The 24,402-nt window shown below is 40.4% G+C and carries 23 protein-coding genes; 11 read left to right on the forward strand and 12 right to left on the reverse strand.

All coding sequences use genetic code 11. The features are described 5' to 3' along the window. Window positions 1-89: 89 nt before the first annotated feature. Window positions 90-785, reverse strand: coding sequence for an ABC transporter ATP-binding protein (locus tag EV695_RS01415; RefSeq protein WP_131904130.1), 696 nt, complete (start codon window positions 783-785; stop codon window positions 90-92). Between the two features lie 39 nt (window positions 786-824). Here EV695_RS01415 and EV695_RS01420 point away from each other — a divergent pair, with 39 nt between their 5' ends. Continuing rightward, the gene (locus EV695_RS01420) at window positions 825-1,469 is read left to right on the forward strand and encodes an arylesterase (protein WP_131904131.1); all 645 of its coding nucleotides are present in this window, start codon (window positions 825-827) and stop codon (window positions 1,467-1,469) included. Between the two features lie 126 nt (window positions 1,470-1,595). Here EV695_RS01420 and EV695_RS01425 read toward each other — a convergent pair whose 3' ends face one another. The 3 genes from EV695_RS01425 to EV695_RS01435 all read right to left on the reverse strand — a co-directional run bounded on the left by EV695_RS01425 (window position 1,596) and on the right by EV695_RS01435 (window position 3,827). Beyond that, window positions 1,596-2,273 (reverse strand): rhodanese-like domain-containing protein, encoded by a 678-nt coding sequence (locus tag EV695_RS01425; protein ID WP_131904132.1) that lies wholly within the window; start codon window positions 2,271-2,273, stop codon window positions 1,596-1,598. A 171-nt stretch (window positions 2,274-2,444) separates the two neighbouring features. Next, window positions 2,445-3,332, reverse strand: a complete 888-nt coding sequence (locus EV695_RS01430) for an RluA family pseudouridine synthase (RefSeq protein ID WP_131904133.1) — start codon at window positions 3,330-3,332, stop codon at window positions 2,445-2,447. Between the two features lie 183 nt (window positions 3,333-3,515). Beyond that, the gene (locus EV695_RS01435; protein ID WP_165874589.1) at window positions 3,516-3,827 is read right to left on the reverse strand and encodes a putative signal transducing protein; all 312 of its coding nucleotides are present in this window, start codon (window positions 3,825-3,827) and stop codon (window positions 3,516-3,518) included. A gap of 252 nt (window positions 3,828-4,079) precedes the next feature. Between EV695_RS01435 and EV695_RS01440 the strand changes: the two genes are divergently transcribed. Then, a complete protein-coding gene (locus tag EV695_RS01440; RefSeq protein ID WP_131904135.1) occupies window positions 4,080-4,607 on the forward strand; it encodes an ACT domain-containing protein in 528 nt (175 codons plus the stop codon). Window positions 4,608-4,751: 144 nt separating this feature from the next. Here EV695_RS01440 and EV695_RS01445 read toward each other — a convergent pair whose 3' ends face one another. From EV695_RS01445 to EV695_RS01455, 3 genes are all read right to left on the reverse strand, one after another. Further along, the gene (locus tag EV695_RS01445) at window positions 4,752-5,336 is read right to left on the reverse strand and encodes a YceI family protein (RefSeq protein WP_131904136.1); all 585 of its coding nucleotides are present in this window, start codon (window positions 5,334-5,336) and stop codon (window positions 4,752-4,754) included. Between the two features lie 108 nt (window positions 5,337-5,444). Further along, window positions 5,445-5,999: a cytochrome b gene (locus EV695_RS01450; RefSeq protein WP_131904137.1), complete on the reverse strand. Its 555-nt coding sequence runs from the start codon at window positions 5,997-5,999 to the stop codon at window positions 5,445-5,447. Window positions 6,000-6,045: 46 nt separating this feature from the next. After that, window positions 6,046-6,939: a pirin family protein gene (locus EV695_RS01455; RefSeq protein ID WP_243651421.1), complete on the reverse strand. Its 894-nt coding sequence runs from the start codon at window positions 6,937-6,939 to the stop codon at window positions 6,046-6,048. Between the two features lie 353 nt (window positions 6,940-7,292). On the opposite strand from EV695_RS01455, the gene tmpT reads away from it, so the two are divergent. After that, window positions 7,293-7,940, forward strand: a complete 648-nt coding sequence (gene tmpT / locus EV695_RS01460) for a thiopurine S-methyltransferase (RefSeq protein WP_131904138.1) — start codon at window positions 7,293-7,295, stop codon at window positions 7,938-7,940. A gap of 146 nt (window positions 7,941-8,086) precedes the next feature. Here the strand turns inward: tmpT and EV695_RS01465 are convergent, their stop codons facing one another. Continuing rightward, window positions 8,087-9,220, reverse strand: a complete 1,134-nt coding sequence (locus EV695_RS01465) for a hypothetical protein (RefSeq protein ID WP_131904139.1) — start codon at window positions 9,218-9,220, stop codon at window positions 8,087-8,089. A 365-nt stretch (window positions 9,221-9,585) separates the two neighbouring features. Here EV695_RS01465 and EV695_RS01470 point away from each other — a divergent pair, with 365 nt between their 5' ends. The 5 genes from EV695_RS01470 to EV695_RS01490 all read left to right on the forward strand — a co-directional run bounded on the left by EV695_RS01470 (window position 9,586) and on the right by EV695_RS01490 (window position 15,666). Next, window positions 9,586-10,698: an acyltransferase family protein gene (locus EV695_RS01470; protein WP_131904140.1), complete on the forward strand. Its 1,113-nt coding sequence runs from the start codon at window positions 9,586-9,588 to the stop codon at window positions 10,696-10,698. A 186-nt stretch (window positions 10,699-10,884) separates the two neighbouring features. Further along, a complete protein-coding gene (locus EV695_RS01475) occupies window positions 10,885-11,382 on the forward strand; it encodes a TspO/MBR family protein (protein ID WP_131904141.1) in 498 nt (165 codons plus the stop codon). Between the two features lie 123 nt (window positions 11,383-11,505). Then, window positions 11,506-13,473 carry an EAL domain-containing protein gene (locus tag EV695_RS01480; RefSeq protein ID WP_131904142.1) on the forward strand — a complete coding sequence of 656 codons (1,968 nt, stop codon included), beginning with the start codon at window positions 11,506-11,508 and terminating at the stop codon, window positions 13,471-13,473. 494 nt (window positions 13,474-13,967) lie between these two features. Next, window positions 13,968-15,359 carry a mechanosensitive ion channel family protein gene (locus tag EV695_RS01485; RefSeq protein WP_131904143.1) on the forward strand — a complete coding sequence of 464 codons (1,392 nt, stop codon included), beginning with the start codon at window positions 13,968-13,970 and terminating at the stop codon, window positions 15,357-15,359. A 13-nt stretch (window positions 15,360-15,372) separates the two neighbouring features. Further along, entirely contained in the window at window positions 15,373-15,666 is a 294-nt protein-coding gene (locus EV695_RS01490; protein WP_131904144.1) for a putative quinol monooxygenase, read from the forward strand. 105 nt (window positions 15,667-15,771) lie between these two features. On the opposite strand, the gene EV695_RS01495 is transcribed toward EV695_RS01490, so the two are convergent. The 3 genes from EV695_RS01495 to EV695_RS01505 form a co-directional block, all read right to left on the reverse strand. Then, entirely contained in the window at window positions 15,772-16,167 is a 396-nt protein-coding gene (locus EV695_RS01495; protein ID WP_131904145.1) for a hypothetical protein, read from the reverse strand. Window positions 16,168-16,214: 47 nt separating this feature from the next. Beyond that, window positions 16,215-17,249: a D-alanine--D-alanine ligase family protein gene (locus EV695_RS01500; RefSeq protein ID WP_131904146.1), complete on the reverse strand. Its 1,035-nt coding sequence runs from the start codon at window positions 17,247-17,249 to the stop codon at window positions 16,215-16,217. A 438-nt stretch (window positions 17,250-17,687) separates the two neighbouring features. Next, window positions 17,688-18,932 (reverse strand): glycoside hydrolase family 26 protein, encoded by a 1,245-nt coding sequence (locus EV695_RS01505; RefSeq protein ID WP_131904147.1) that lies wholly within the window; start codon window positions 18,930-18,932, stop codon window positions 17,688-17,690. Window positions 18,933-19,460: 528 nt separating this feature from the next. On the opposite strand from EV695_RS01505, the gene EV695_RS01510 reads away from it, so the two are divergent. Continuing rightward, complete coding sequence (locus tag EV695_RS01510; RefSeq protein WP_131904148.1) at window positions 19,461-19,991, forward strand: hypothetical protein; 531 nt, start codon at window positions 19,461-19,463, stop codon at window positions 19,989-19,991. A gap of 241 nt (window positions 19,992-20,232) precedes the next feature. On the opposite strand, the gene EV695_RS01515 is transcribed toward EV695_RS01510, so the two are convergent. Next, window positions 20,233-22,014 (reverse strand): N-acetylglutaminylglutamine amidotransferase, encoded by a 1,782-nt coding sequence (locus EV695_RS01515; protein ID WP_131904149.1) that lies wholly within the window; start codon window positions 22,012-22,014, stop codon window positions 20,233-20,235. A gap of 415 nt (window positions 22,015-22,429) precedes the next feature. Here EV695_RS01515 and EV695_RS01520 point away from each other — a divergent pair, with 415 nt between their 5' ends. Next, on the forward strand, window positions 22,430-23,008 hold the full coding sequence (locus EV695_RS01520) for a superoxide dismutase (RefSeq protein WP_131904150.1): 579 nt from the start codon (window positions 22,430-22,432) through the stop codon (window positions 23,006-23,008). A gap of 187 nt (window positions 23,009-23,195) precedes the next feature. Next, a complete protein-coding gene (locus tag EV695_RS01525; protein WP_131904151.1) occupies window positions 23,196-24,365 on the forward strand; it encodes an aspartate aminotransferase family protein in 1,170 nt (389 codons plus the stop codon). Window positions 24,366-24,402 lie beyond the last annotated feature (37 nt).

Here is a 24,402-nt window from a genome sequence, read left to right on the forward strand (position 1 = left end):
CATGACAGCTGTCATAACGATGTATTTTTGAGTGATGTTGTAATTGATAAGTGTTTAGTTGCAAATTTTCATTTTACAAAGATACAAGACTATAAAGCCAAAACACCGTTCACCAATTTGTAATGTGTCTGGCATTTTTCAGCCAAATCATCATCATGTGTAACCAGCACGAGTGTTGTATTGCTTTCTTTTTGCATCGCAAACAGCAGCTCGATAATTTCATCACCCGTATTGCTGTCTAGGTTCCCCGTTGGTTCATCGGCAAATAACACCGAAGGCTTGGTGACAAATGCTCTTGCAAGTGCGACGCGTTGTTGCTCACCACCCGATAACTGAGTAGGCAAATGGGTAAGACGCTCACCCAAACCAACTTGATTCAAAGCCTCGCTTGCACGTTGTCGAATCTCGGGGAGTTTCAAACCAGATTGTCTATCCAGCTCTAGTGGCAGCATGACATTTTCAAGCGCGGTTAAATTATCCATCAAGTGAAAGGATTGAAACACAAAGCCCACTTTACTTAAGCGCAACGCTGCTCGTTGATCTTCATCCAGCTCGGTTAATTCCTTTTTTAACAAACTCACCTTTCCTTCAGAAGGAACATCCAACCCTGCCAACAAGCCCAAAAGTGTCGTTTTTCCCGACCCGGAAGTTCCCGTAATCGCGACCGATTCGCCCTGTTCTACAACTAACGAAATGTTGTTTAAGATGTGTAATTTTTCACCCGTTGAAACCGGTAAGCTTTTACTTAAATTTTGTGATTCAATTACAATAGAATTATTTGACATTAATATGGTCATAAGGATTGGATAATAAGAGTATTAACTATGGGTTTCACATTGAAAGTTTTCAAGCTAGCACGACGTTCTTTTCTATTAATGACTATTATGCTTTTCAGCAGTGCCTTTAGCAGCACTGCTTTGGCTGATCAAAAAATTCTTGTTTGGGGGGATAGCCTCAGTGCGGCTTATGGAATACCTCGAGAACAAGGCTGGGTAAATCTCATGAGAAATGAGCTCGGCGAAAAAATAGAAGTCATCAATGGCAGTATTAGTGGTGAGACCACTCAGGGTGGAAGAACGCGATTACCCAAAGCGTTAGAAGATCATCAACCTAACTATGTGGTTCTCGAATTGGGGGCCAACGACGGTTTAAGGGGCATTCCTCCTGATGTCACTAAAACTAATTTAGACACAATGATTCAAGAAGCGCAAAAGGCGAATGCAAAGGTGATTTTATTCGGGATGAAGATTCCACCTAATTATGGTGTTGCCTATTCAGAAAAGTTTGAGGCGGTTTTTGCAGATTTAGCTGAAAAATATGATCTTCCCTTTATTCCCTTTTTTATGGAAGACATTGCGCAGAATTTTGATTATTTACAGGCAGATGAATTGCACCCTACCGCTTCAGCTCAACCTTTATTGCTGAAAAAAATACTACCGACCATCAAAAAAGAACTCTCCTCAAGTTAATAGCCTTAACACTTCAGAGCAACAACTAGAGCAACAAACTAAAGAAATAAGTAACACAAGTAAAAACGCTCAGGCATAAAAAAACCCACTCAAAAAATCTGAGTGGGTTTTGTACGCTTCAGATTTTTACTGAGGTGGTACAGTAGTTAAACCCAAAGTTACCCAGGATTGCATACCACCGCGATACCACTTAATTTTTTCCGCAGGGTAGCCTTTCTTAACCAGTGATCTGATGTTCACCGTTGATTGATGACACCATGAGCCGTTACAGAACATGACTAATGTTTTAGCATCACTGAAATCCAGTTTATCGTCATCACCTTTTACGCCAAAACGATCTCTCATCACATCATTTGCTGAAGGCGCATCTTCTGAATCTTCCCATGCGCCGTTGCCAGCAACACTTAACTTTGTCCATGGAATATTGACAGAACCGGGGATAGTGCCACGCGCTACCCAGTCGTTAGTTCTAGAATCAATAACAATAACTGAGTTATCGGTAGACGCTTGCTTTAAATAATCCAGCATTTCCAATTCAGCAATTGTTTCAACACCGGGCGCCGCAACACTTGGCTGAATGCAAAATGGAGGACAAGAACGTGAAGTTTTAGCATAAAGCTTAGGGATCGTATGTCCCTTGTCCTGATCTCTTTGAATGGTAATTCTATCGCCCATGTGAACTACATTTACTGAATCTAGTGTTGGCGAGATTTTTACATTCATAGAATCATCAGCTACTGCTGAAACTGAGATTAGAGAAGCCATGAGACCTCCCACTAATAGTGAAACTGCTTTGATTTTCATGTCGAACCACCTATGTATTTAATTAATTATATTACTATGTACTAATATATAATAACGAGAGCATGAAATAATTGATGGAGATCAAGTAACTAAATTTAATCTAGCTGATCAAATAAGTGAGAATGCAAGCCTTCATATTCAAGCAAAAATCATCTGTGATCAGAGGCAACATTAGAGTTCGAAAGTTTTCTCTGCTTGGCTAATGGGACAAATGAATGATAACCGAACTGCGCTCAACTGAAGATCTTCAGGCTCTTTGTCATTGCTATTGAGAATGTCAGTATCACTATCAGATTTAGACGCCGGATTGGTTGCCGATCCATATAATCTGTCTCCGACCACGGGAAATCCCAAACCTGAAAGGTGTTTTCTTATTTGATGTTTTCGTCCTGTTTCGATATTCACCGCTAATAAAGTTCGGTTAGCGTTTTCATCAAAGGACAAAACCGTGACATGAGAAATTGATTTTTTACCATCCAGCTCATTATCGATGGTGATAGAACCATTTTCAGCCATATCTGCAAAGCGTCCTTCAACCAATACCTGATACACCTTGGTAATTTGTCTTTGCTCGAACATACGGCCAAATTGAGCGGCTACTTTCTTTTTATGCGCGAGAATAATAAGGCCATTGGCGGCACGGTCGAGACGATGAACAACAAATGCGACACGCTCAGGAACCAGTGTCTTTTCTGCCCAGCGTTGAATCGTGCAGTGATCACCCCATTTGGAACCTTGTGAGAACATTCCAGACGGTTTATTCCAAACGCTGTAATCACCCTCATCACTTATCAGTGAGGCTGATTGAGGACTTTGTTGAAGAATAGTTTCATCGTAATAAAAATGCAGCACATTCCCTATCGTTACTCTTTTTTTGGCGCGGCGAAGTCGTGATACAGGTTGATTTTTTTGCTCTAACCATACACAGCCCTGTTGCATCACAGCCTTGATTTTTTGGCGAGAAAGACCTGATGCATCAGCAAGGTAATCCACTGCTGTTTTATCGTCAGTAGTAATCTCAATATGAAATTCTTGTTTTTGATTATCGGTTTGGGTCATTTGAGATCTAATCTGTATTTTATGAGTCTTTTATTAATCTTTATCTGAAGAGGGTCGCTTTCATAAGCATCATAATACACCCCCCTACTTTGGGGCGTTTTTTTATTGATAACTATTTATTAAAAACCCTTTTGTTGATTTCACTGTCTAAGCACATCAATTATCGCGACAAATAAGATCGAATTAAAAAGCTTTAATACTCTGACAATTCCAGCAATCAGTAAATTGTGAGCTATGTTGCTCGCCGCAATTTTCACAAACCCAATTTTCATCTGGATTTGCAGGTTTCAACGCTTCTTGAACGAGCTCTTTTGCCCAGTCTTCTTTTAGGGAATCTTTTACCCAGAGTTCAGGCCAACATACTGTTAAAGGCACTTCACCCGCGAGCGAAGAAAGACGATCATTTTTTATTACACAGTCTATTCCCGCTGCATCCAGTATGTTTTTTAGATGATACAGAAAAACCACATTTTCAGACGTATGTACAAGTTTCAAATCATTAACCTTTATAGATGCGTTTTTGTAATCATTTTAACGCATTGTTTCGGATATTATCGTAGATCTTTCTTATCTCTCTGACGATAAAATCTACGCACTTGATCGCAAAATTTTGTTTATTTAAATTTATTAATCTCACATTCAGACAAGCTGGCTTATAGTTTGCACATAAACTATTTAACAGTCACATAAGATAGTTTGATAAATGATAACTCTCATAATACTAACGATAAGGAGTAAAAATACATAATGGATGGCCAAAGGTATCGCATCGTCGCGATCGGTGATAAATCACCCAAAATGCTATCCGAATTCTGCAATGAGTTATTAGGATGCAACTGCGAAATCCAGAGTATTTCATCTCTGAGATTAGGGCACAGTTTTGTTGTCGTGGTTATGGTTGATGCGTATATCGGTGAATCTGAAATTGAAAAATGTCTCTTAGGCGTTGTCGAAAACTACGACCTTAAATTAAACATAGATACTTGCACACGCAAGACCTATAAATTTCAAAAATCAGATGTATTTATGCGCGTTAAAGGAATCAATACAACCGGTATTAAAGAAGCCGTTATTTCAAAACTAACAGCCGGTGGATTGGATATCCACGGATTAGAATCCGATATCTATCGAAAAGATGAAAAGAATATTTTTGTTATCAATGTTAAGGGTCACGCATCGTCTGAAGGCTTTGATAACTTAACGAAGCTTGCTGCAGAACTGCAGGAAGAAAATCTGGAAGTGGCCATTTCAAATGAATGGAAACTACTGATTTAAGATTTACAGCTCCCCTCCCCCGACGTAACGATTTCTAATCGTTATTTTTAGAAAGATAATAACTGCCAGGTTAACCTATTTCCCGGCAGTTATTATCAATCTTTAAACGCTTAAAAAAGCGCTTAAAAAATCGAATCAGTAACCTTATTTCTTAACGTCACCCTTCAATCTGATGCCTTCAACAGAAAGAATCATTTCTACATCCGCTGATTTAGGACCTAGATTTTTTTCGATACCAAAATCAGCCATTTTGAAAGTAGTACGACCTTCAAAACCAGCGCGGTAACCACCCCATGGATCTTCACCTTCGCCGATTTTCTCAACAGCAATTGAAACTGGCTTAGTCACACCGTGAAGGGTTAAATCACCTTTCAAAGTCTTGCCGTCAAAACTGGTGCTTTCAAACGTCGCTTCTGGAAATTTATCTACATCAAGGAAATCATCACCACGAAGGTGCTTATCACGCTCTGCATGATTAGTATCCACACTGCTGGTATCAATTTTAACAGACACTTTTGCTTTTTCTGGTTCTGCTGCATCGTAGCTAAACGTGCCATCAAAATCATTGAAACGACCGTATAACCAGCTATAACCTAAATGCTGCACTCTGAATTGTACAAACTGATGTGCGCCTTTTTTATCGAATGCATAATCAGCAGCTTGCCCAGATAGAGTGCCTGCCAGTAAACCCAGTGCTAAAAATGATGTTGCCATTGTTTTTAATTTCATACTTTCTTCCTTCCTTTCTTTGTAAATAAATAATGATTAAATTTTCTACTTCTGTCTCTAATAAAACGGAGGTAAATTAATTTGTTGTTTTTAGGTGTGTTTCAATTATTAAGCTTTGAGACCTAACATTCTCTTTAACGTTCGATCCTTCATAAAATAATGATGAACCAGTGCGGCGAAGGCATGAACCCCCACTAATATAATAAATGCTAAACCTAAGTATTCATGTACTGTGCCGGCCAATTCTCCACGATCTTTACTGTCTGCCAACAGTGCAGGCACATTAAATAGACCAAAAACTTCGACCCCCTGACCTTTAGCGGTTGAAATTAAATAGCCACTGACCACCAGCACAAATACCATTAAATAGAAAAAGTAATGTGTCAGCGAAGCCAGCATATTCATCATGGTACTTTTGACATCTAGATACCGTGGTTTGGCTTGAACCACATTCCAAAGCAAACGCGCCAACATTAATAGACCAATGATGACGCCAACACTTTTGTGAATATACGGTGCATCCTTATACCACTTGTCGTAATAGTCCAAATCGACCATCCAGTCTCCGACAAAATACATAGCGATAAGCGCTATAGCCATGAGCCAGTGAAGAGTGATCGATACCCAACCAAAACTTTCTTTGGTATTTGTTATTCCTGCCATTTATTTAATCGCCTGCTGTTTGTATACGTGTTTGTTTAGTGTTTATTTAAAATCGGTTATTTCTAAAGTCATCAAACGCTTGCCTGACTTCGTCCTGAGTATTCATTACAAAAGGACCACCTCGCGCGACTTTTTCATTCAACGGTCTGGCTGAAATAACAAGAAATCTGGCCGATTCAGTTTTGGCTTTGACCATAATCTTTTCACCTGGTTCTAATATTCCCAATGTTTTTGCAGGCAAAAGCTGTTGCTGCAAACCGACCTCGATTTCACCGTCGATAACATACACCAGGGTATTATCCTGCGTATCTACTATTTGCTGATAATTATCGTAATTTACTAACGACACATCCATAAATAGCGGACTGACATAATCGTTTTTAACCGGGCCTGTCGTACCTTTTTCTGTGGTACCTGCAACAACGCGAATGGTAGTGCCATCTTCCCAGGTTTCCAACGGTACTTCTGACGCTGTAAACTCCTGATAGGCAGGCGATGTCATTTTATCTTCTGCCGGCAAGTTCACCCAAAGCTGAAAGCCTTGCAGCATGCCGTTCTCCTGCTCTGGCATTTCTGAATGAACAATACCTTTGCCCGCAGTCATCCATTGCACACCACCAGATTCGATCACACCTTCATTACCGGCGTTATCTTTATGGCGCATTTTGCCTTCCAGTAAATACGTGACTGTTTCAAAACCACGATGTGGGTGCGGGGGAAATCCGCCGATATAATCATTCGGTTCATCAGAGCCAAAGGCATCCAGCAGTAAGAATGGATCAACCATATCAAGTTCAGCTGTGCCGACGAGTCTAACCATCGACACACCATCACCATCGGTTGTTTTGAATCCTGCACTAGAACTTACTAATTCTTTTACAGAATTTTTATTACTCACAATAGTCATATTCAATTCCTCAAAATATTCAGTTTTCGACATGCAGTGTTCCAACCACATAAACATCATATATATTCATTAAAAAAGAATAAATATCGAATACCGCAAAACATTGTTCACATTATTAGATCAATTGGGGTTTTTATGATTAATCTCTTCGATAATTAGAACTATGCCACCCCCCTACTTATAGCGACTTTTTAAAATGCTTATTGCATGCTTATTTATTGTTATCCAATTATCGCTTACCCATTTATCACTTATCCATTTATCGCTCAGCTGGTAATGAAAAAAGTCTTGACCTCAAGTTAACTTGAGCTTGTATCATAATCATATAAACACCAGATTAATCCAATAAAAGCGATGACAGCGTCATCTAACTGAAGGAGTTTCAAATGGAAGCAGATTTTTGGCACGAAAGATGGAGTAAGAACGAAATTGGATTTCATGAGAATGAAGTAAATCCACTCTTAGTGAAACACATCAAGGATTTGAATCTACCAGAAGGCAGTCGTATTTTTTTGCCATTGTGCGGAAAAACCAGAGACATCGCCTGGTTACACAGCAAAGGATACAAAGTAGTTGGCATCGAACTAAGCGAGCATGCCGTCAAACAACTGTTCACAGAATTATTAGGCGATGAAAAACTGCAACCTGAAGTGACACAAATAGATCAGCACACGTTATATACGTTTGAAAATATCGAAGTATACGTCGGTGACTTTTTCAAGTTAAGCAAACAGCAACTGGGAAAAATTGATGCTGTTTACGATCGCGCCTCTCTGGTTGCACTGCCCGACACTATGCGCACGCAATATGCTCAGCATCTATTAGAAATCACCCAAGGCGTGCCACAACTCTTGATTACCCTTGAATATGATCAAAGCGTGATTAAAGGTCCTCCGTTTTCCATCTCTGATGCGATGATTAAAAACTATTACCAGAATGATTTTAATATCACTGAATTAGAAAGGATCTCAGAGAAACTGAAAGGAAAAGTCGACGCCGACAATGTGGTTTGGCAATTGCTTCCTAAAAGATAACGATTGTAGAAACATTGTAGATACTATCGTTATTTCAGAAAAGCCCGGCATAGATTTGCCGGGCTTTTTGTTAATCATCTCAGCTAAAACTTAGCGTAAAGCCATCACGACCAATATTTCATTGCTTATAAACAACGTATCTATTTTTAAGGATTTTTCTTCTCATAAAAAACTTTCTGTTCTTCGTAGATCGGCTCCTTATTTAGCTGATAAAAACCCAAGCCTCCGTTACGTATTTCGAATTCTTTTATAGCCCCAACCTCAAACTGCGCCCAATATTCTGAGGATGCCAAATCAAACTTTAGTGTTGGAACTTGTTCATCACTGGGAAGATTTTTCCGTTGTGGCTGCCACATCACGGTATCTGCCTTGGTATAAGAAAACCGTTGCAATCCTTCTGTATCAGACCATTCATTGACTCTTAGCAATAAGGGATACATCACTGCCGCGGTTGAAAGCCCCATGAACACAGCAAAGATCACTTTTTCAGCCAGCGTGAACTTTGTTTTACTTAGCAGTAGATAACTCAAAATCACAGCTATGACACCAGCTACTATCATGTATAGATAAGGAGGAGCACCAGCGTAAAACTCAGATAAGGTAAAATAAACCTCTGTGATGAAATAAAATAAAGCGAAGAAAACAAAGCCTGCCATCGCTATGGAAACCGGACTCGAATTGATATCAGTTCCGAGCGAATTCTCCGTTAAACCGGATTGATATTTACCATCAGCAGATCTTTTTACTTTTAACAAACCCTTAGCTTCAAATACCTTAACTAAGGCGCTTTCTTCGTACATATCCGCAATATCATGACCGAATTTGAATAACGGCTTTTTGACTTGCTGTGTGGGATCTACCCATTGCGAAGGTAACACTTTGATTGTTTTATTTAGTAACTTTACATTCAATGGCAGTAGTATCGTATTTTTTGCGATGACCGATTGCACTGGCTCTACAACCTGAATTTCTGTCCATGAGATTCGCCAATCTGGATGAAAACGTTTCAACATATCAGGCAAACCGCTTTGATGTGATAAACCAAACTCGTCAATTTCGAGCGTTGATTTATTCATAAACTGTTGATGAAAATAAAAGAATATCGACCAAATGACAGGGATGTAGACGAATGAATGGGTAAAGAAGTCATCCGTTTTTATGAAAGTGTAAAGAACGCCAAGTGATACAAAGGTAGATAAAATAAGAAACAGTTGAAGCCAGAATTGCCAGCCCTGAAAAGCCTGAAATCCGCGACGCCTTAAGATAAGTAGATTATTCATTCTATCATTTTTATTTTTAATGATGCCTAAGCTTATATCAACTTATTTGTCTGATCACTCATAAGCCGATAATAGGAGTTCTCATTTAATCTTGTTTTATTGGCACCCCCCAACTTACAGGCACTTTTTTTACATAAAGTCGTCACTTACAAATCTCCAGATTCGAACTGACAAAGTCGCGTTATCCCTTGTCTTTCTCCCAAGCTTTGACCAAATGACAATTTTCACAGATCAACGCAAAAAATTTACAAAAATTGACAATAAGTTACATTTTTGTTCCCAAGTTGAGGCGTATCATATTTTCAACGACGTGCATCTATTGTGCTTTCGTCGTTAAAACCTCCGTCACCACACGTATTAAAACCATGAAATGGCACACTCTCAGTTCTAATGAAACGTTGATAATGAAGGGTATCGCGATCCTTATGATAGCGATGCATAACTTTATGCACTTGTTTCCTTTTCCCAAAGAAAACGAATTTGATTTTTCATTCGAGCGCACGTCCAGTATGTTGAATTTGTTATGGACAGAGCCTGAAAACAGCATACGCGTGTTGGCATCATTCTTCGGTCATTTTGGGGTTGAGGTTTTTGTCTTGCTCAGCGCTTATGGATTAACCAAAAAATACCTAAAACACCCACTGATCTACTGGCAGTTTATTGGCGAACGAATCTTCAAAATATTCCCTGCTTTTATTATCGCCATTGTTATCTGGTTGGCTCTGGAAGGTTTTTACTCGCATGGAATTTTCGGCCCTTTTAAAATGCTCTCGATGCATTATCAAGAGATTCTGTTAAAGCTCACATTACTGTCGAATTTCATTCCCGATAAAGCACTGGAACCGATTGGCCCATGGTGGTTCATCCCTTTTATATTTCAGTTTTACTTTGTCTTTCCATTTTTATTAAAACTTCATGAACGCTGGCAAGAGACAGGACTAATTGCGCTTTCAGCATTTTGTCTGGTGTTTACCGACACCGTTGAAGGGCATCTATACGGTGTTAACTTGTACTACACAATCGTGCCCTATATACCGGTATTCGCGCTGGGTCTCTGTCTGGCTAAAAAAGACACATTGATCAGCGAAATACACATTCCAAAATCATTTGTCGCTCTCGCTTTGGTCATTTTTATACTGGGAAATATCTATCAGCACTTATGGGTGTTGAGTAATATTAGTTTTATCCTGCTATTTCTGGTGTTGATGAATATTGTCATCCCTAAAATAAAAGGGAGTCTCCACCGCCTGTTAATTTTCACCGGCCAGATTTCTATGGGACTGTTTCTCGTCAACGGCTTTTTACGCTTTCCCATGGTGCGATGGGCAATTGAAAAGGATAACTGGTTGTATACCTTAGTCTTATGTTTTGTATTCCTCGCAATATCTTACATCATGGCAGTCGTAGTTATTCGTTTAGAACGCTTACTGACCTCTACATTAAAAGCAAACCAATATAAACAAAAGCACAGTATATAAATTGCCACCCCCCTACTTTGGGGGCTTTTTTTATTAACGTATATTTGAGAATTCTTTTTAACTTGTACACTCAGGGTTATAGTTAAACGCACTCTGTTTAAAACCATTTCATTCTGAAACAGTCTGTGTTTTTATTAAGCCTATTAAACATAATTATTTTAAATAAACACTTTAGAGAAAAATGTGATGAACGCACCAACAAAACAAAAACAAGTGATTGGATTGATCGGCTGGATACTTTTATCCTTTGCTGCCTCAGCCGCTGGCGCGATAGCATCGATACAGGCCAAAACATTCTACGGAAAACTCACCCAACCCGAATGGGCGCCACCAGGCTGGTTGTTTGGCCCCGTCTGGAGCGCACTATTCCTGATGATGGCAATTGCCGCGTGGCTAGTCTGGCGCGATGGTAGTTTTAGTAAACACCGGGGCGCACTCACCTTATTTATTTTACAGTTGATACCCAATGTACTCTGGAGTTGGTTATTCTTCGCCTGGAATCGCGGCGCAATGGCTTTCGCTGACATCATATTGTTGTGGATAATGATTGCCGCTACCGTCATCAGCTTCTGGAGAATCAATCGTATCGCGGGAGCATTGTTGATGCCGTATTTACTCTGGGTAAGTTTCGCGGCATTTCTTAACTATTCGGTTTGGCAGTTGAATCCGGCCATATTAGGCTAGCTTGTCACAAGCGTTTAATTTTAATAAAAAGAAGGAATACCACCTCTTATCGAAAAAAACATAAAACACCGACATCTCTGCTAGTATTAACAAGATAAATAGTTTGCACATAAAATAAAAATAATGACTTTAATATCCACGTTATTACATAGATATATTCTATCTTTGGGTTTTGCCGTTATCATTATCTTAATGATATGCACTACTTTATTTACTTCTTCGCTTATCGGAAAAACCCGCGCCACGATTTTACAAAACCAGAGTCAGATAAATGAAAGAAATAAAGTGCTTGATGTTATGGCAAGTGCAAATCTGGAACGTTCCCACACTATTTTTAAATTAGCGCAAAGTAGAGACCCTGCGGACATCAACGTTTATATCAAAGAACTCTATAAACAGTCTGTGAGATTCAATGAAGCGAGGAAAGAATATAACTCTCTAAAACCTTCTGAAGCAGAAAGAGAATTACTGTCCTTACAGGCGGTTATGACCATCCAGAATATTTTAAAAATCAATGAAGTTATCGATAACCTCATGATTAAAGACTTTAAAAAAGCAACCGATCTTGTTAATGAGGAGGTATTACCTAGAAACAAGCATGTAATATCACTGATTGAAAAATTACATACCGCTTCAAATAATAATGCGCACGCTAATTTAGAACAGTCCAAGTTTCTGACTAAAAGTACATACCAGAAAATTTTAGCCGTTCAATTTTTCAGTATTATCTTAATCTTTATATTTTTATTTTATCTAGGTAGAAAACAACGAAAAAGTGATGAGAATTTATCGACTTTAGCCAATACCGATACCTTAACGGCATTGCCTAATCGCGCCAGTTTTATAAAAAATATAAACCAGACAATCTCTGAATCTGACCATTTAGGCGCCACATTTTCAATTGTCTTTTTGGACATTGATTACTTTAAAAGCATCAATGATATTTACGGCCATGAAGTCGGCGATGAAGTCCTGAAACTATTCTCTGCGACGATTAAAAACCAGATTGCACCTGATGATGTTATAGCGCGTTTTGGTGGCGATGAATTCGTATTAATACTAAAAAATACAGCCAATGAGAATCATGCCAGTGATCTGATTAAAAACTTATCGAATGCGCTAGATACCTCTTTTCACATTAATAGCAATGAAGTGTTTATCAGTGCCAGTATTGGCGCCAGCGCTTACCCGAAAGATGGATCCAACGCCAAACAGCTGCTAAAAAATGCGGATATAGCGATGTATACGGCTAAAAATGCCGGACGCAACTGCTATCAATTCTACTCGCTAAAAAATAGCCAGAAACTAGAATACGAACATGCACTCAGCCATGCTTTACAAACGATCTTAAAAAACAACAACCGTGATAAAAATTTCCAGCTGGTTTACCAACCACTCGTGAACATTGATGATAATGACTTTAATGAGTGTGAAGCGTTGATTCGCTGGAAAGATAAAAACGGTAACAATGTTAACACCTCTGAATTCATTCAAATTGCAGAAAAAAGTAACCTGATTGAAAAAGTAAATTTATTTGTGATTGAAGAAGCCTGCCGACAACAAGCGGAATGGCAAAAACAAGGCATCAAAAATATTCGAATTAATATTAACCTTTCTGGCAATAAACGAATTTTTGAAAATCTCTTTGAAAGCCTTGCTGAAAATGTATCTCGTTACAATCTAGACCCTAAGCTTTTCGGTATAGAGTTAACAGAAAGAACCATGTACGAGATCTCAGAAAAAAGCATTGTGAATCTCACCCACTTCCGTGATCTTGGAATGAAAATAGCGATAGATGATTTTGGTACCGGATATTCATCCTTGAGTTATTTAAAAGATTTGCCCATAACCTCCTTAAAGATCGATCGCAAATTTACCGCTGGCTTACCGACAGAGAAGGTAGACATTGCACTGGTAAAATCGATTATTACTCTGGCGCACTCGCTAGACTATGATGTCATCGCCGAAGGTGTTGAAACACAAGCACAGTTTGATTTCTTGAAAAGCTATAAATGTAATATTGCCCAAGGCTATCTGTTACATCGCCCGCTGAGTTCCGAAGCAATATCAGAACTCAAATTAGCGGCTTAACCCAATTATTATCATCGTATTTAGCTATTTTAGTTACTGATAGATTCAAACAATCTTTAAAGCCACCCCCCTACTTTGGAGGCTTTTTTTAAATAGTGATTAAATGAATCATCACTCCCAAAATAAATCCATGTTCTAATCTTCCAGGCTTGCCTGGGTTTTACCTATTTCCTATGATCCCACAAACATCAGCATTCAAAGCGTCAACTTTTTCTTTCCTAGATGAAACCGATTTGATGCTAAGTCGCGTATACCAAAGTGACGTATAAGGCTTCTTTAGATGCTCCGTAATTTGATATATCGTCCAGCAATTAAACACAAATAAACAATGACCTTATGGGAGGGTTAGTAATATCAACATTCATACATTAGTCAGTAAGTGGCTACTTGCTTCTATTTTTTTCTTCATCGTTCTATCGACGAATACTCACGCCGCTGAGTGCGCTAAAGACATTAAAGCGGTCACCACAGAAGACCCTGCTATTCCTGTTGAAGTGTTGGCGCTGCGTGTTGACCCACTAACCAAATGTGAACTTGAAGTTGAGGCTAAAGAATGGGTTTCATTGCTTCGCGAAAAGATCAAAGAGATCAGTAATGCGAAAGTCGCTGCCTTTTATAAAAAGCAGGAAATAAAAAAGTCTAAAGTCGTTGATGCCAGTTTAGAAAAAATCAAAACCGCGAAAGAAGCCAATGACAGTGAAAAAATCAAAGCAGCTGACAAGGTTGTAGAAGAAGCCCAGAAAGAAGCTGAAGAGATTGAAAAAATCTCGACCGAAGATAGCTCCGTGCAAGAAGCAATTGCAGTAGCGACCGACAAAGCAATCGATGAAGGCAAAACAATCGCGCCAGAAGAAAACACCACAGCAGCGAAAACCGACACAAAAATCGCACTGGATAAATACGCCAGCAGCCTTACCACACAAAGAACCGCGCTATTAGATCGCTTAAAAGTGGTACTCACCGAATACGCAGCCAAAGGCGGCGACATCAAAGAATACAATACCTATATCGAGGCCGTTTCGGGCATTACGCTCGATGTTACTGATTTCAGCGCAACCTGGACAACCATCTCAGGCTGGCTCTCATCTGCTGAAGGCGGTTTACGCTGGTTGGTTAATTTCATCAAATTCATCGTTATTATTACCGTGTTCTACATACTCTCGCTACTTGCGGGTAAAGCCGCGAGGAGAGTACTTTCAAAATCTAGTCACACCACCACGTTACTGCGCAACTTTTTGATAATGACGGCGCGCCGCCTCACTCTGATTATTGGTTTCTTTATTGGCCTGTCAGCGTTAGAAATTAATATCGGTCCAGTGTTAGCGATTATTGGTGCCGCCGGATTTGTCATCGCCCTAGCCTTACAAAACTCATTGAGTAACTTCGCCAGCGGCATTCTGATGTTGATTTACCGACCGTTTGATATTGGTGACTTTGTGAATGTAGCCAGCACGCCGGGAACCGTAGAATCGATGAATCTACTGTCGACCCAGTTAAGAACCTCCGATAACCAACTCGTAGTCGTGCCAAACAACTCGGTTTGGGGTGATGTGATTATCAACGTGACCGGCATCACAGAACGTCGTATCGACCTTGTTTTCGGCATTGGTTACAGCGATGACGTCGATAAAGCGCATCAAATTCTAGAAGACATCGTCAATGAAAATGAGTTAGTACTAAAAGAGCCTGAAGCAAAAATTAGGCTACACGAACTGGCAGACTCGTCGGTTAACTTTATCTGTCGGCCCTGGGTGAAGCCCGAAGATTACTGGGATGTATACTGGGGAATTACACGGGAAGTGAAACGTCGATTTGATGCAGAAGGCATCTCGATACCTTTCCCACAACAAGATATCCATATCATTCAGGATCAGACTGAAAAATAAAAAGGAGAGATTTATGTCAGAAGAATTATCAGTGGTAGTACTCATCGAAGTCTTACCAGGAAAAAGAGAAGAGCAAATAAAAGCATTTAAAAAAGTAGAACCGCTGGTATTGGCTGAAGATGGCTGCTTACAATATGAAATGAAAGCAGATCAGGATAATGAGAACCGATTTATCATGATAGAACGATGGTCATCAGCAGCAGCGCTAGCTGCACACGCGGTATCACCACACATGGTAGAAGCAGGTAAAAGCAATCATTTATTTAGAGCCAAACCTGCGGAAATTATAAAACTCTCAGATATCTGATTTAACAGGTTTAGCGCAAACTTATTTGGCAGCCCTTTCTTTTAAATGACATTACGTTTTAGTTTTCAAAAACGTCAATAGAACTTATGCAGAGCTATGGCTTTTTTAAGTCAGTAAACTCGCGCCCAATTTACTCGCAATTGCATCAATCATGGGTTCGGGCGGGTATTCGACTGGGTTGCTCAAACGATAGCTTTGCCACTCATTAAATTCATTCGCCACACACGCGTTAGTTCCGTGACACGCCAATACCTTAATCACGTGCCCAGAAATTTTCCACGGACCTTCACCTTCTAACCAGCCTTTGATTAATTGTATGCCTGATTGATCGTCTTGCAGATGCCAGTACGGCTCGAAAAACAATAACCCTTTGGGGTGTTTGTAGAATTCAGCCATCAGCAATTCATCACCATTAGGTTTGGTGATAGTCAGTGGAGCGGTAACTGTAAATAAATCGGCCATTACAGCATTATAACGATAAGTCGTTATTAGAAAAGCCACCCCCCTACTTTAAGGGGGTTTTTTAGTAATCAGATTCTGATGTGCGCTTATAGAGAAGTAAGCAACTGATCATCTGATCCAGAAATACTATTAGGCGGCACTGTTGAAGAAGCCCTAGCCAAACCAGCTTCAATCATTAATCCAACCACCTTGTCATAAGCAAACTCATGCGCTAAGCCACACGCTTCTGGAAAGTAACTAGAACCGAAAGTCATTCCCGGCACCAGATTCGCTTCCATGAAATAGCAGTCACCGTTTTTATTGGATTTAATATCTATACGACCAAAGTCCCTGACATTAAGCGCATTAAATGCATCGAGTGCCAGATTGGTGACTCTAGCTCTTACTTCGTCATCCGTAATTTTCAGAAGGGTTTCCGAATCATCTTTTTTAGCCTGCGAACCTAAAATCTTAAGTCCATTGCTTGATGTTGGTGGTATCACCTCAACCGCAGAGACGAGTAACTTCTCGTCATTGGTTTTGATCACCGCAACTGTAAACTCGCTGCCATCCAGATATTCTTCTGCCAAAATGGGTTGTTCGAATGTGCTGTATAAGGATGCTACTTTGCTTTCGTAATCGGCAAAATTGGTGACAAATGATAAGTCATCGATGCCGTTGCCATTTGCCGCATCCAGAGGTTTTAAAAACAGTGGGAATTTAACGGGTAATTGATGATGATTTTTATACTGCCCCGGCGTTGCAATAAAATATTCAGCCGTCTTAATCCCTTTGTTAGTTAAGTGGATTTTGGCGCGTACTTTATTCGAATCAAATTTCAAGACTTCTCGTGATGAACCCGTGTAATTGATTTTATGTTGCGCGAAAAATTTAGACAGCCAGATATCACTCTGACCTTTTTCCAGACCATCACTAACCGGAATGTACTTTACTGCCAACACAACCAGTTCGGGCATTCTTGCGACTACTTCCAGTAAATCTTCTTTGGTTTCACAAACATTTAATGTGACGCTATGCCCCATTTCCTGAATGACTTGTAGAACACTGTTACATGCCTTTAAGCTACCAAAACCGCTTTCTTTTAAAGCCTCATTGGGTGTGGTAATTATTTCAATATGCATAGCGGGACTCCAGAGTCAGCTTAATTTAAGGGACAGTAAAACGCCTGATCATTAAGTTCAGGAGTGCGCTATATTCGAGAAAATGTGGAAATACGAAAAAGCCACACCGCGAAGAAGGTGTAGAAATATAGATGCTTTTTCTGAGATCGATTAGCCTGAAAAGCCTAGCTAAATTAACAAACAGTTAAGAGAAGGCTAAAGAGCGACTAAGAGATGGACTTATGAAAACAGCGATGCTCAGTTCGCTGACGCGCGCAGTTTAACATAAATCGAGCCATATTGATCTCTTTATAATTAATCACGCGATGAGATGTCGTTGGTTTCAAGTTGAGAATCTATCATTGATTTTATACACCCCCCTACTTTGGGGCTGTTTTTTTGAACAGCGAGATTACTTTATGAGATTTGCTTAAAGTCTTACTTCTAGCTGATAACTCGCTAGTAGAAATTGAGACGTTGTTGACGAAGTTTTGTTAAAATATCAGCAGGAAGATTTCTCATACCTTCTGCTTGTTTTTGACGAGACTCCAAACCGACGACGGCAGGCAACTTACTCGACGCAATTTCACAATATGAAGCAGTAGAACGTTTTGCTGACATGACTGGTGGAGGCGAATCAAGCGGAACAAATTCACTCAAAAAGTGCGAATCCAAAATGCTCTGGTTGTATGCACTCAACCCCGTATTGGCTAGACCATTTCTGGCGGTTTCATTCAAAGACCAACTCAGCTCTTTATTCACATTAAACCAGGAAACCGCGCGTATAGCCGGATAGCTTTCTTTGATTCTGATTAGCATATTACGAATCCAGACTTCTTTGCTTTCTACCGAATCTGAATCATCACCATATTGACCCCATGCAGGATCAGGCAGATCACTGGGTTCAGTGCTAGCCACTTCTGCAATTAAGATAGGTTTGTGTGGATAGTTTTCTACCAGCGTCACATAAGCCGCACTAAAAACCTCGTCGAAGGTTCTCCAACTAGACCATGTGTAATTACTCCCCCAGTTGTAGCCATCGAGACTGGTCCAGTCGACCACATCATCCCCAGGGTAATAAACGGTTATGTCGTTATAGTCATCAGTGTCCGTAGCACTTGCAGACCAAATCCACTCCACACTGTTATTCACCCCAGCGGTTTCGAACAAACCATGAATATGACGCCAAGCCGCCTTGTATGCCTCAGGCTGGTTTCCCCATGCATACCAATTCCCATTAAATTCGTGACCAAAACGCAGCAAAATCGTTGGTCGACTTTCTTCAGGATAACTATCGCGCCATGCTTTAAAATCTTCGATCCATCTATTGATATAACTGTCCTTCTCACCCGTTGCGATCATGCTTAACAAATCTTCATAACCTGAGTTAAAAGGCATTAAGGTAATCAAAGGTGTCGAACCACTGGCAACAATATTCGACGTTTGAGTCGTTAAAAAACTCCAATCCATTTCGAAGTTAGTATAGAGCGTAATAATGGACGTTTGTTTGTGGGTATCAGCCTTAAATTTCTCCAGAATATCTACCGACCAACCATCATTTTTCAGATAAGCACCCAGCATGATTTTAGAATTAGGCACATTAGGGCTTTTAGTCTCAGTAGAATCAGACGACGCCCCACAAGAGACGATAAATAGGCAGGTAATTAAAAAGAGAATGAGGTTTTTCTTATTGGATAAAGGCATAACTTTTCTAACTTTTCCGTTTTTATTAAAATTAATTATCAGAGCGAAACGAGCAACTCGAATAATCGATAGAGGTACTTAACAAGAATAAAATCGGGAAAAGAAAACCTTGTAGACAAAATAAATTAAATAGAAAATGAGTGCAAGTTTTAGGAAGCTAATTACGGTGTTTTTGGGAGGTATTCGATGAGTGGTAGAGGGATTATATGGTTAAGTAATAATTGGAAAGTCACCCCCCTACTTTAAGGTGCTTTTTTCAGTAGGTTTTAAAGAATAAAAACCTAAGTTAGATCGTATTCATTCGCACACAAATGTCAGATGGTTTTCCTATACAACCTATCGTTGAGATTGTTTTAACGATATATATTTATACCGTACATCCGACAAATTCGTAGTTAGTTCATCTTTGCGCTAATGTCTTACGACTATTTTAAGAAATCGTGCTGCATTTAAATATAAAAATTATAAATATGCACAACGAAAATATTAAAAAACCGATCCAGAAAAAATTTAATTTCCCTAAAAACAATGAAAAAGCAGTGGCTTAAAAAACTCAAAGTACTGTTGCTACTATCCTTTGCGATAACGGCACCTTTATCTTTGCATGCAGCAGAAGATTCTACAGAAATAGAGTTGAGTTATACATACGTTGAGTATTTGAACTTTGTAGGTACCGCAGCTGGGGCTACACGCTATTTTGGTCATGATGAAGTTATGCCCTTATCCAATAAGGGAAATCCTGCAAATAGAGTAGGCCAAACGGTTAATTTAGGAACGCTAGGCTTAAACTCAAACATAACGGGTGACTGTACTCTGGATTTTTCTACTCAAAATGATTTTCAGTTAGAACATACAACATCAGGAAAAGTACTAACATCTTATCGACTTGAATACAGAAATACTGAGATTACTAGCGGTAGTAACCTACAAATGTTACTACCTTGTAGTTCTCCTGTTAGTAACATTGATTTCACCACAACGGGAAAATACCAAAATAGCAATAAACCCAAAGCTGGGGTCTATCAAGATATCGTCAATATCACGGTTACTTCTCAATAAAGAACACTATTTGAAATAGAGTTATTTATTAAACGGAAATAGCATTAAGAAGCTCCACCCTATTTAATATCCTTTTCTCTTGACCAAGCCAAAGCCAAAACCAAAACCAAGCACTCAGATTTTGTTTCAGATCAAGGCGCACCGTCTTGCAGGGAAGGAGCATATAATTATATGTGACTGACTGACTGAGAAACGGAGCAACGCCGAGCTGGAGCAAAAGCTGAGTGCGAACTACGAAGCCCTAAATCCCGTTGTCTTGTAACCAGTATTCTAGCAACGCCATATGCCACAATTTATTGCCTTGTATACGCGTATGATGCTCATCCGGCGCAGCCAATAACTTCTCCACATAGGACCTTTGATAAATCCCACGATCCTTACATTTCTGTGAGTTCAACACATCTTGCATGAATTCTAAAAACTCTCCGCGTACGTATTTAAGCGCGGGTACAGGGAAGTAACCTTTTTTACGATCGATGACGCTATCCGGAATCATCCCGCGTGATATTTGCTGGAGCACGTGTTTGCCGCCGCTTTGAAGTTTCATGTGCGGTGGCATTTTCGCGGCAAGTTCAACCAGTTCGTGATCGAGGAATGGAACACGCGCTTCGAGTCCATGCGCCATGGTCATATTATCAACACGTTTGACCGGATCATCGACGATCAGCATGGTGGTGTCGGCTCTGAATACGGCATCGATAAAGGTGTCGGCATTCGGTGCTTCTAAAATGCTGGTCATGGTTTCAGCGGTGAAGTCTCTGTCGATAAAGTTTGGCGTGAGCATTTCTGCCATTTCATCGTGATCTCTATCGAAATAGAATTGGCGGAAGCGTTCTAAATGTGTGCCTTTCGCCTTGTTCATTTTGTCGTACCAGAAATAACCACCGAATACTTCGTCGGCGCCCTGTCCTGATTGCACTACTTTTACGTCTTTTGCGACTTGCTCTGATAGCAAGTAGAAACCAATCGCGTCCTGACCGAACATAGGCTCGGACATATTCGCAATTGCTTCGGGCAAACGGCTGAGTGTTTGTTCGTTTGGGATATGTATTTTGTGGTGATTGGTATTGAAACGTTCTACGACAGCATCGGAGAATTCAAACTCACTGCCTTTTTCTTCTGGCTGATCGTCAAAACCGATACTGTATGTTGGAATATCTTTGATGCCGATTTCATCGAGCAGGCCAACCAGTAGACTTGAGTCTAAGCCGCCTGAAAGCAATACGCCTACGGGTACGTCGGACACGTCGTTACGGCGTCTTACTGCGACACGCAAGGATTCGTGAATCGCTTCGGTCCATTCTTCGTCAGTTTTTTCTTCTTTCGGGCGGGTTGCATCTAGTGTCCAGTAACGGTTGAGTTGTTGCTCGCCATTTGCTTTGATCAATAAAGAATGTGCGGGCTCTAGTTTGCGAATGCCTTTGATGACGGTCATCGGTGCTGGCACAACCGCATGTAGAGTGAATTGGTGGTGCAATGCAACTGGGTCGATTGAAGTATCGATATCATTACCATCATTAGATGCAAGTAACGCCTGTGTGTTGGATGCGAAGCGAAAACCTTTGCCAGTGTTGGCGTAGTATAAAGGTTTGATGCCCATGCGATCACGCGCGAGAAATAAGGTTTTTTCCTTCAAGTCCCAGATGGCGATGGCGAACATACCAAGGAAATGTTTAACGCAATCAACACCCCATTCTGCATAGGCTTTTAAAATAACTTCGGTATCGCCGGTAGAGAAAAAGGTATGGCCTTTGGCGCCAAGCTCTTCGCGCAATTCCGGGTGATTATAGATGGTACCGTTAAAGACTAATGCGAGGCTGAGCTGTGAGTCAATCATCGGCTGATTGCCTTTCTCGGACAAATCGAGAATAGATAAACGTCTGTGACCAAACGCCAAAGCACCGTCGGAGAATGTACCCGCGTGATCTGGCCCACGCTTTTCTAACTTCTCCATCATCGATTGGATATGATCTAAATTTGGCAAAGAGCCATCTAATCGATATTCACCACAAATTCCGCACATATTTCTCTATTCCTGATTATTTAGGTATACGAATACGCATTATAGGTAAGATTGGATATTTAGAAAGCCCTGAATAATCAAGATAGATTCTGTTGTTGATTTTTATCCACCCCCCTACTTACGGGCACTTTTTTTAGTCGCTATTATTACGATCCATCAGTAACAAGCCATTGCGGGCACTAGCGCTCTTTGTATAGATATTTTTTAAGATTTAGTTAACATTAATAATACTAAGAGCTATTGCTTTTCAGGGGTGATTTACATAGTCTTACGCTGTTATAAGAAACCCCTGATCAAGTCCGCTAATTTACTTATTACACATAAGTTAAGTTGTAATCGACTTAAGGCAGGGCTTTCCTAAAAAAACGCGCTAGTTTTAACACAATCAATCTGATTACAATCAAAGGAATCTATCATGACACATGAATTACCAGATTTACCATACGAAAAGAATGCTCTTGAGCCATACATTTCTGCTGAGACTTTAGACTATCATCACGATAAGCATCACCAGGCTTATGTGACTAACCTAAACAATTTGATTGAAGGCACTGAGTTTGCTGATAAGTCATTAGAAGAGATCGTTACTTCTGCACCTGCTGGCGGCGTTTTTAACAATGCTGCTCAAGTTTGGAACCACACGTTCTACTTTAACTGCATGGGTCCTAATGCTGGTGGCGAGCCTACTGGTGCGGTTGCAGATGCAATCAACGCTGCATTCGGTTCTTTCGCAGACTTCAAAGAGAAGTTCTCTGCATCTGCTGTTGGTAACTTCGGTTCTGGCTGGACCTGGTTAGTAAAGAATGCTGACGGTTCTGTTGAAATCGTTAACACGACTGCTGCTGGCTGCCCACTAACTGATGGCAAGACACCTGTACTAACTATCGACGTTTGGGAACATGCTTACTACGTTGATAAGCGTAATGCACGTCCTGCTTATGTTGCTGATTTCTGGAACCTGGTTAACTGGGATTTCGTTAATAGCAATATGTAAGACAACTGTCATAAACCTATAACAAGCCATATCAGGCTTGATATATTGACAAAAAAGCGAAAAGCGAGCAATATTGCTCGTTTTTCTGCAAAAGGGCAGCTTTAAGCTGCCCTTTTTCATTCCCTTTGTAGCGCGCTTTAATAGAAATATTGAGTGCGTTTTTGGGTAGTAATATAGGAATATTATTGTGTCAGATTCATTAATGTCTACTTACGCACGTCTTCCGGTTTCTTTTGAGAAAGGCGAAGGTGTGTATCTTTATGATACAGAAGGTAATAAATACCTAGATGCGCTTGCGGGTATCGCAGTGTGCAGTCTTGGGCATGCGCATCCACGCGTTGCGGAAGCTATTGCTGATCAGGCACGAACCCTTATTCATACATCCAATGTTTATAATATTCCTCATCAGACTGAGCTAGGGGATAAGCTTTGCGGCTTATCTGGTATGAGTCGCGTGTTCTTTGGTAACTCAGGCGCTGAAGCGAATGAAGCGGCGATCAAAATCGCACGTCTATTTGGTAAAAAACAAGGCATCGACCGCCCTAAGATTATTGTCGCTAGCGGTAGTTTTCATGGCCGTACTTTAGCAACCCTTTCTGCAACTGGCAGCCGCAAGGTTCAAGCAGGCTTTTCACCATTGGTTGAAGGCTTTGTTCGCGTTGATTACAACGATCTCGAAGCGATTGAAAAAATTGCTGAGAACAGTTCCGAAGTTGCTGCAATTTTAGTTGAGCCTGTTCAGGGTGAAGGCGGAATTATAGTTCCTGACGAAGGTTACCTAAGCAGTATCAGAAAAATCTGTGATGACAATAACTGGTTGATGATGCTCGATGAGATTCAAACAGGCATGGGCAGAACAGGCAAGATGTTCGCTTTCCAACACGAAGGCATAACCCCTGATGTGATGACGTTAGCCAAAGCACTTGGTAATGGCGTTCCTATTGGTGCGTGTTTAGCAGCGGGCAAAGCTGAAGAAATCTTCACACCCGGAACGCATGGTTCTACCTTTGGTGGCAATCCATTAGTAACGCGTACTGCCTTAGAAGTACTCAGCATTATGGAAGAGCAGGATATCCCTGCTAAAGCCGCAGAAATGGGTAGCTATATGCTGACTCAATTCAAACAAGCATTAGCCGATGTGGATGGCGTTATTGAAATACGTGGCCACGGCTTGATGATCGGAATCAACCTCAATACTGATTGTGGTGAGCTGGTTTCGCAAGCCCTTGAAAAGAAACTCTTGATCAATGTCACTGCGGGTAAAACGGTTCGATTGTTACCACCATTGATCATTACTAAAGAGCAAGCAGACGAGGTAATTTCAACACTCGTTGCTCTGATCAAAGATTTTCTTTAGACGCTTTCACATATAGCCCTATATAACGCCACAGCAA

It is taken from the genome of Cocleimonas flava (assembly GCF_004339015.1).
In the GTDB taxonomy this organism is placed as follows: Bacteria; Pseudomonadota; Gammaproteobacteria; order Thiotrichales; family Thiotrichaceae; genus Cocleimonas; species Cocleimonas flava.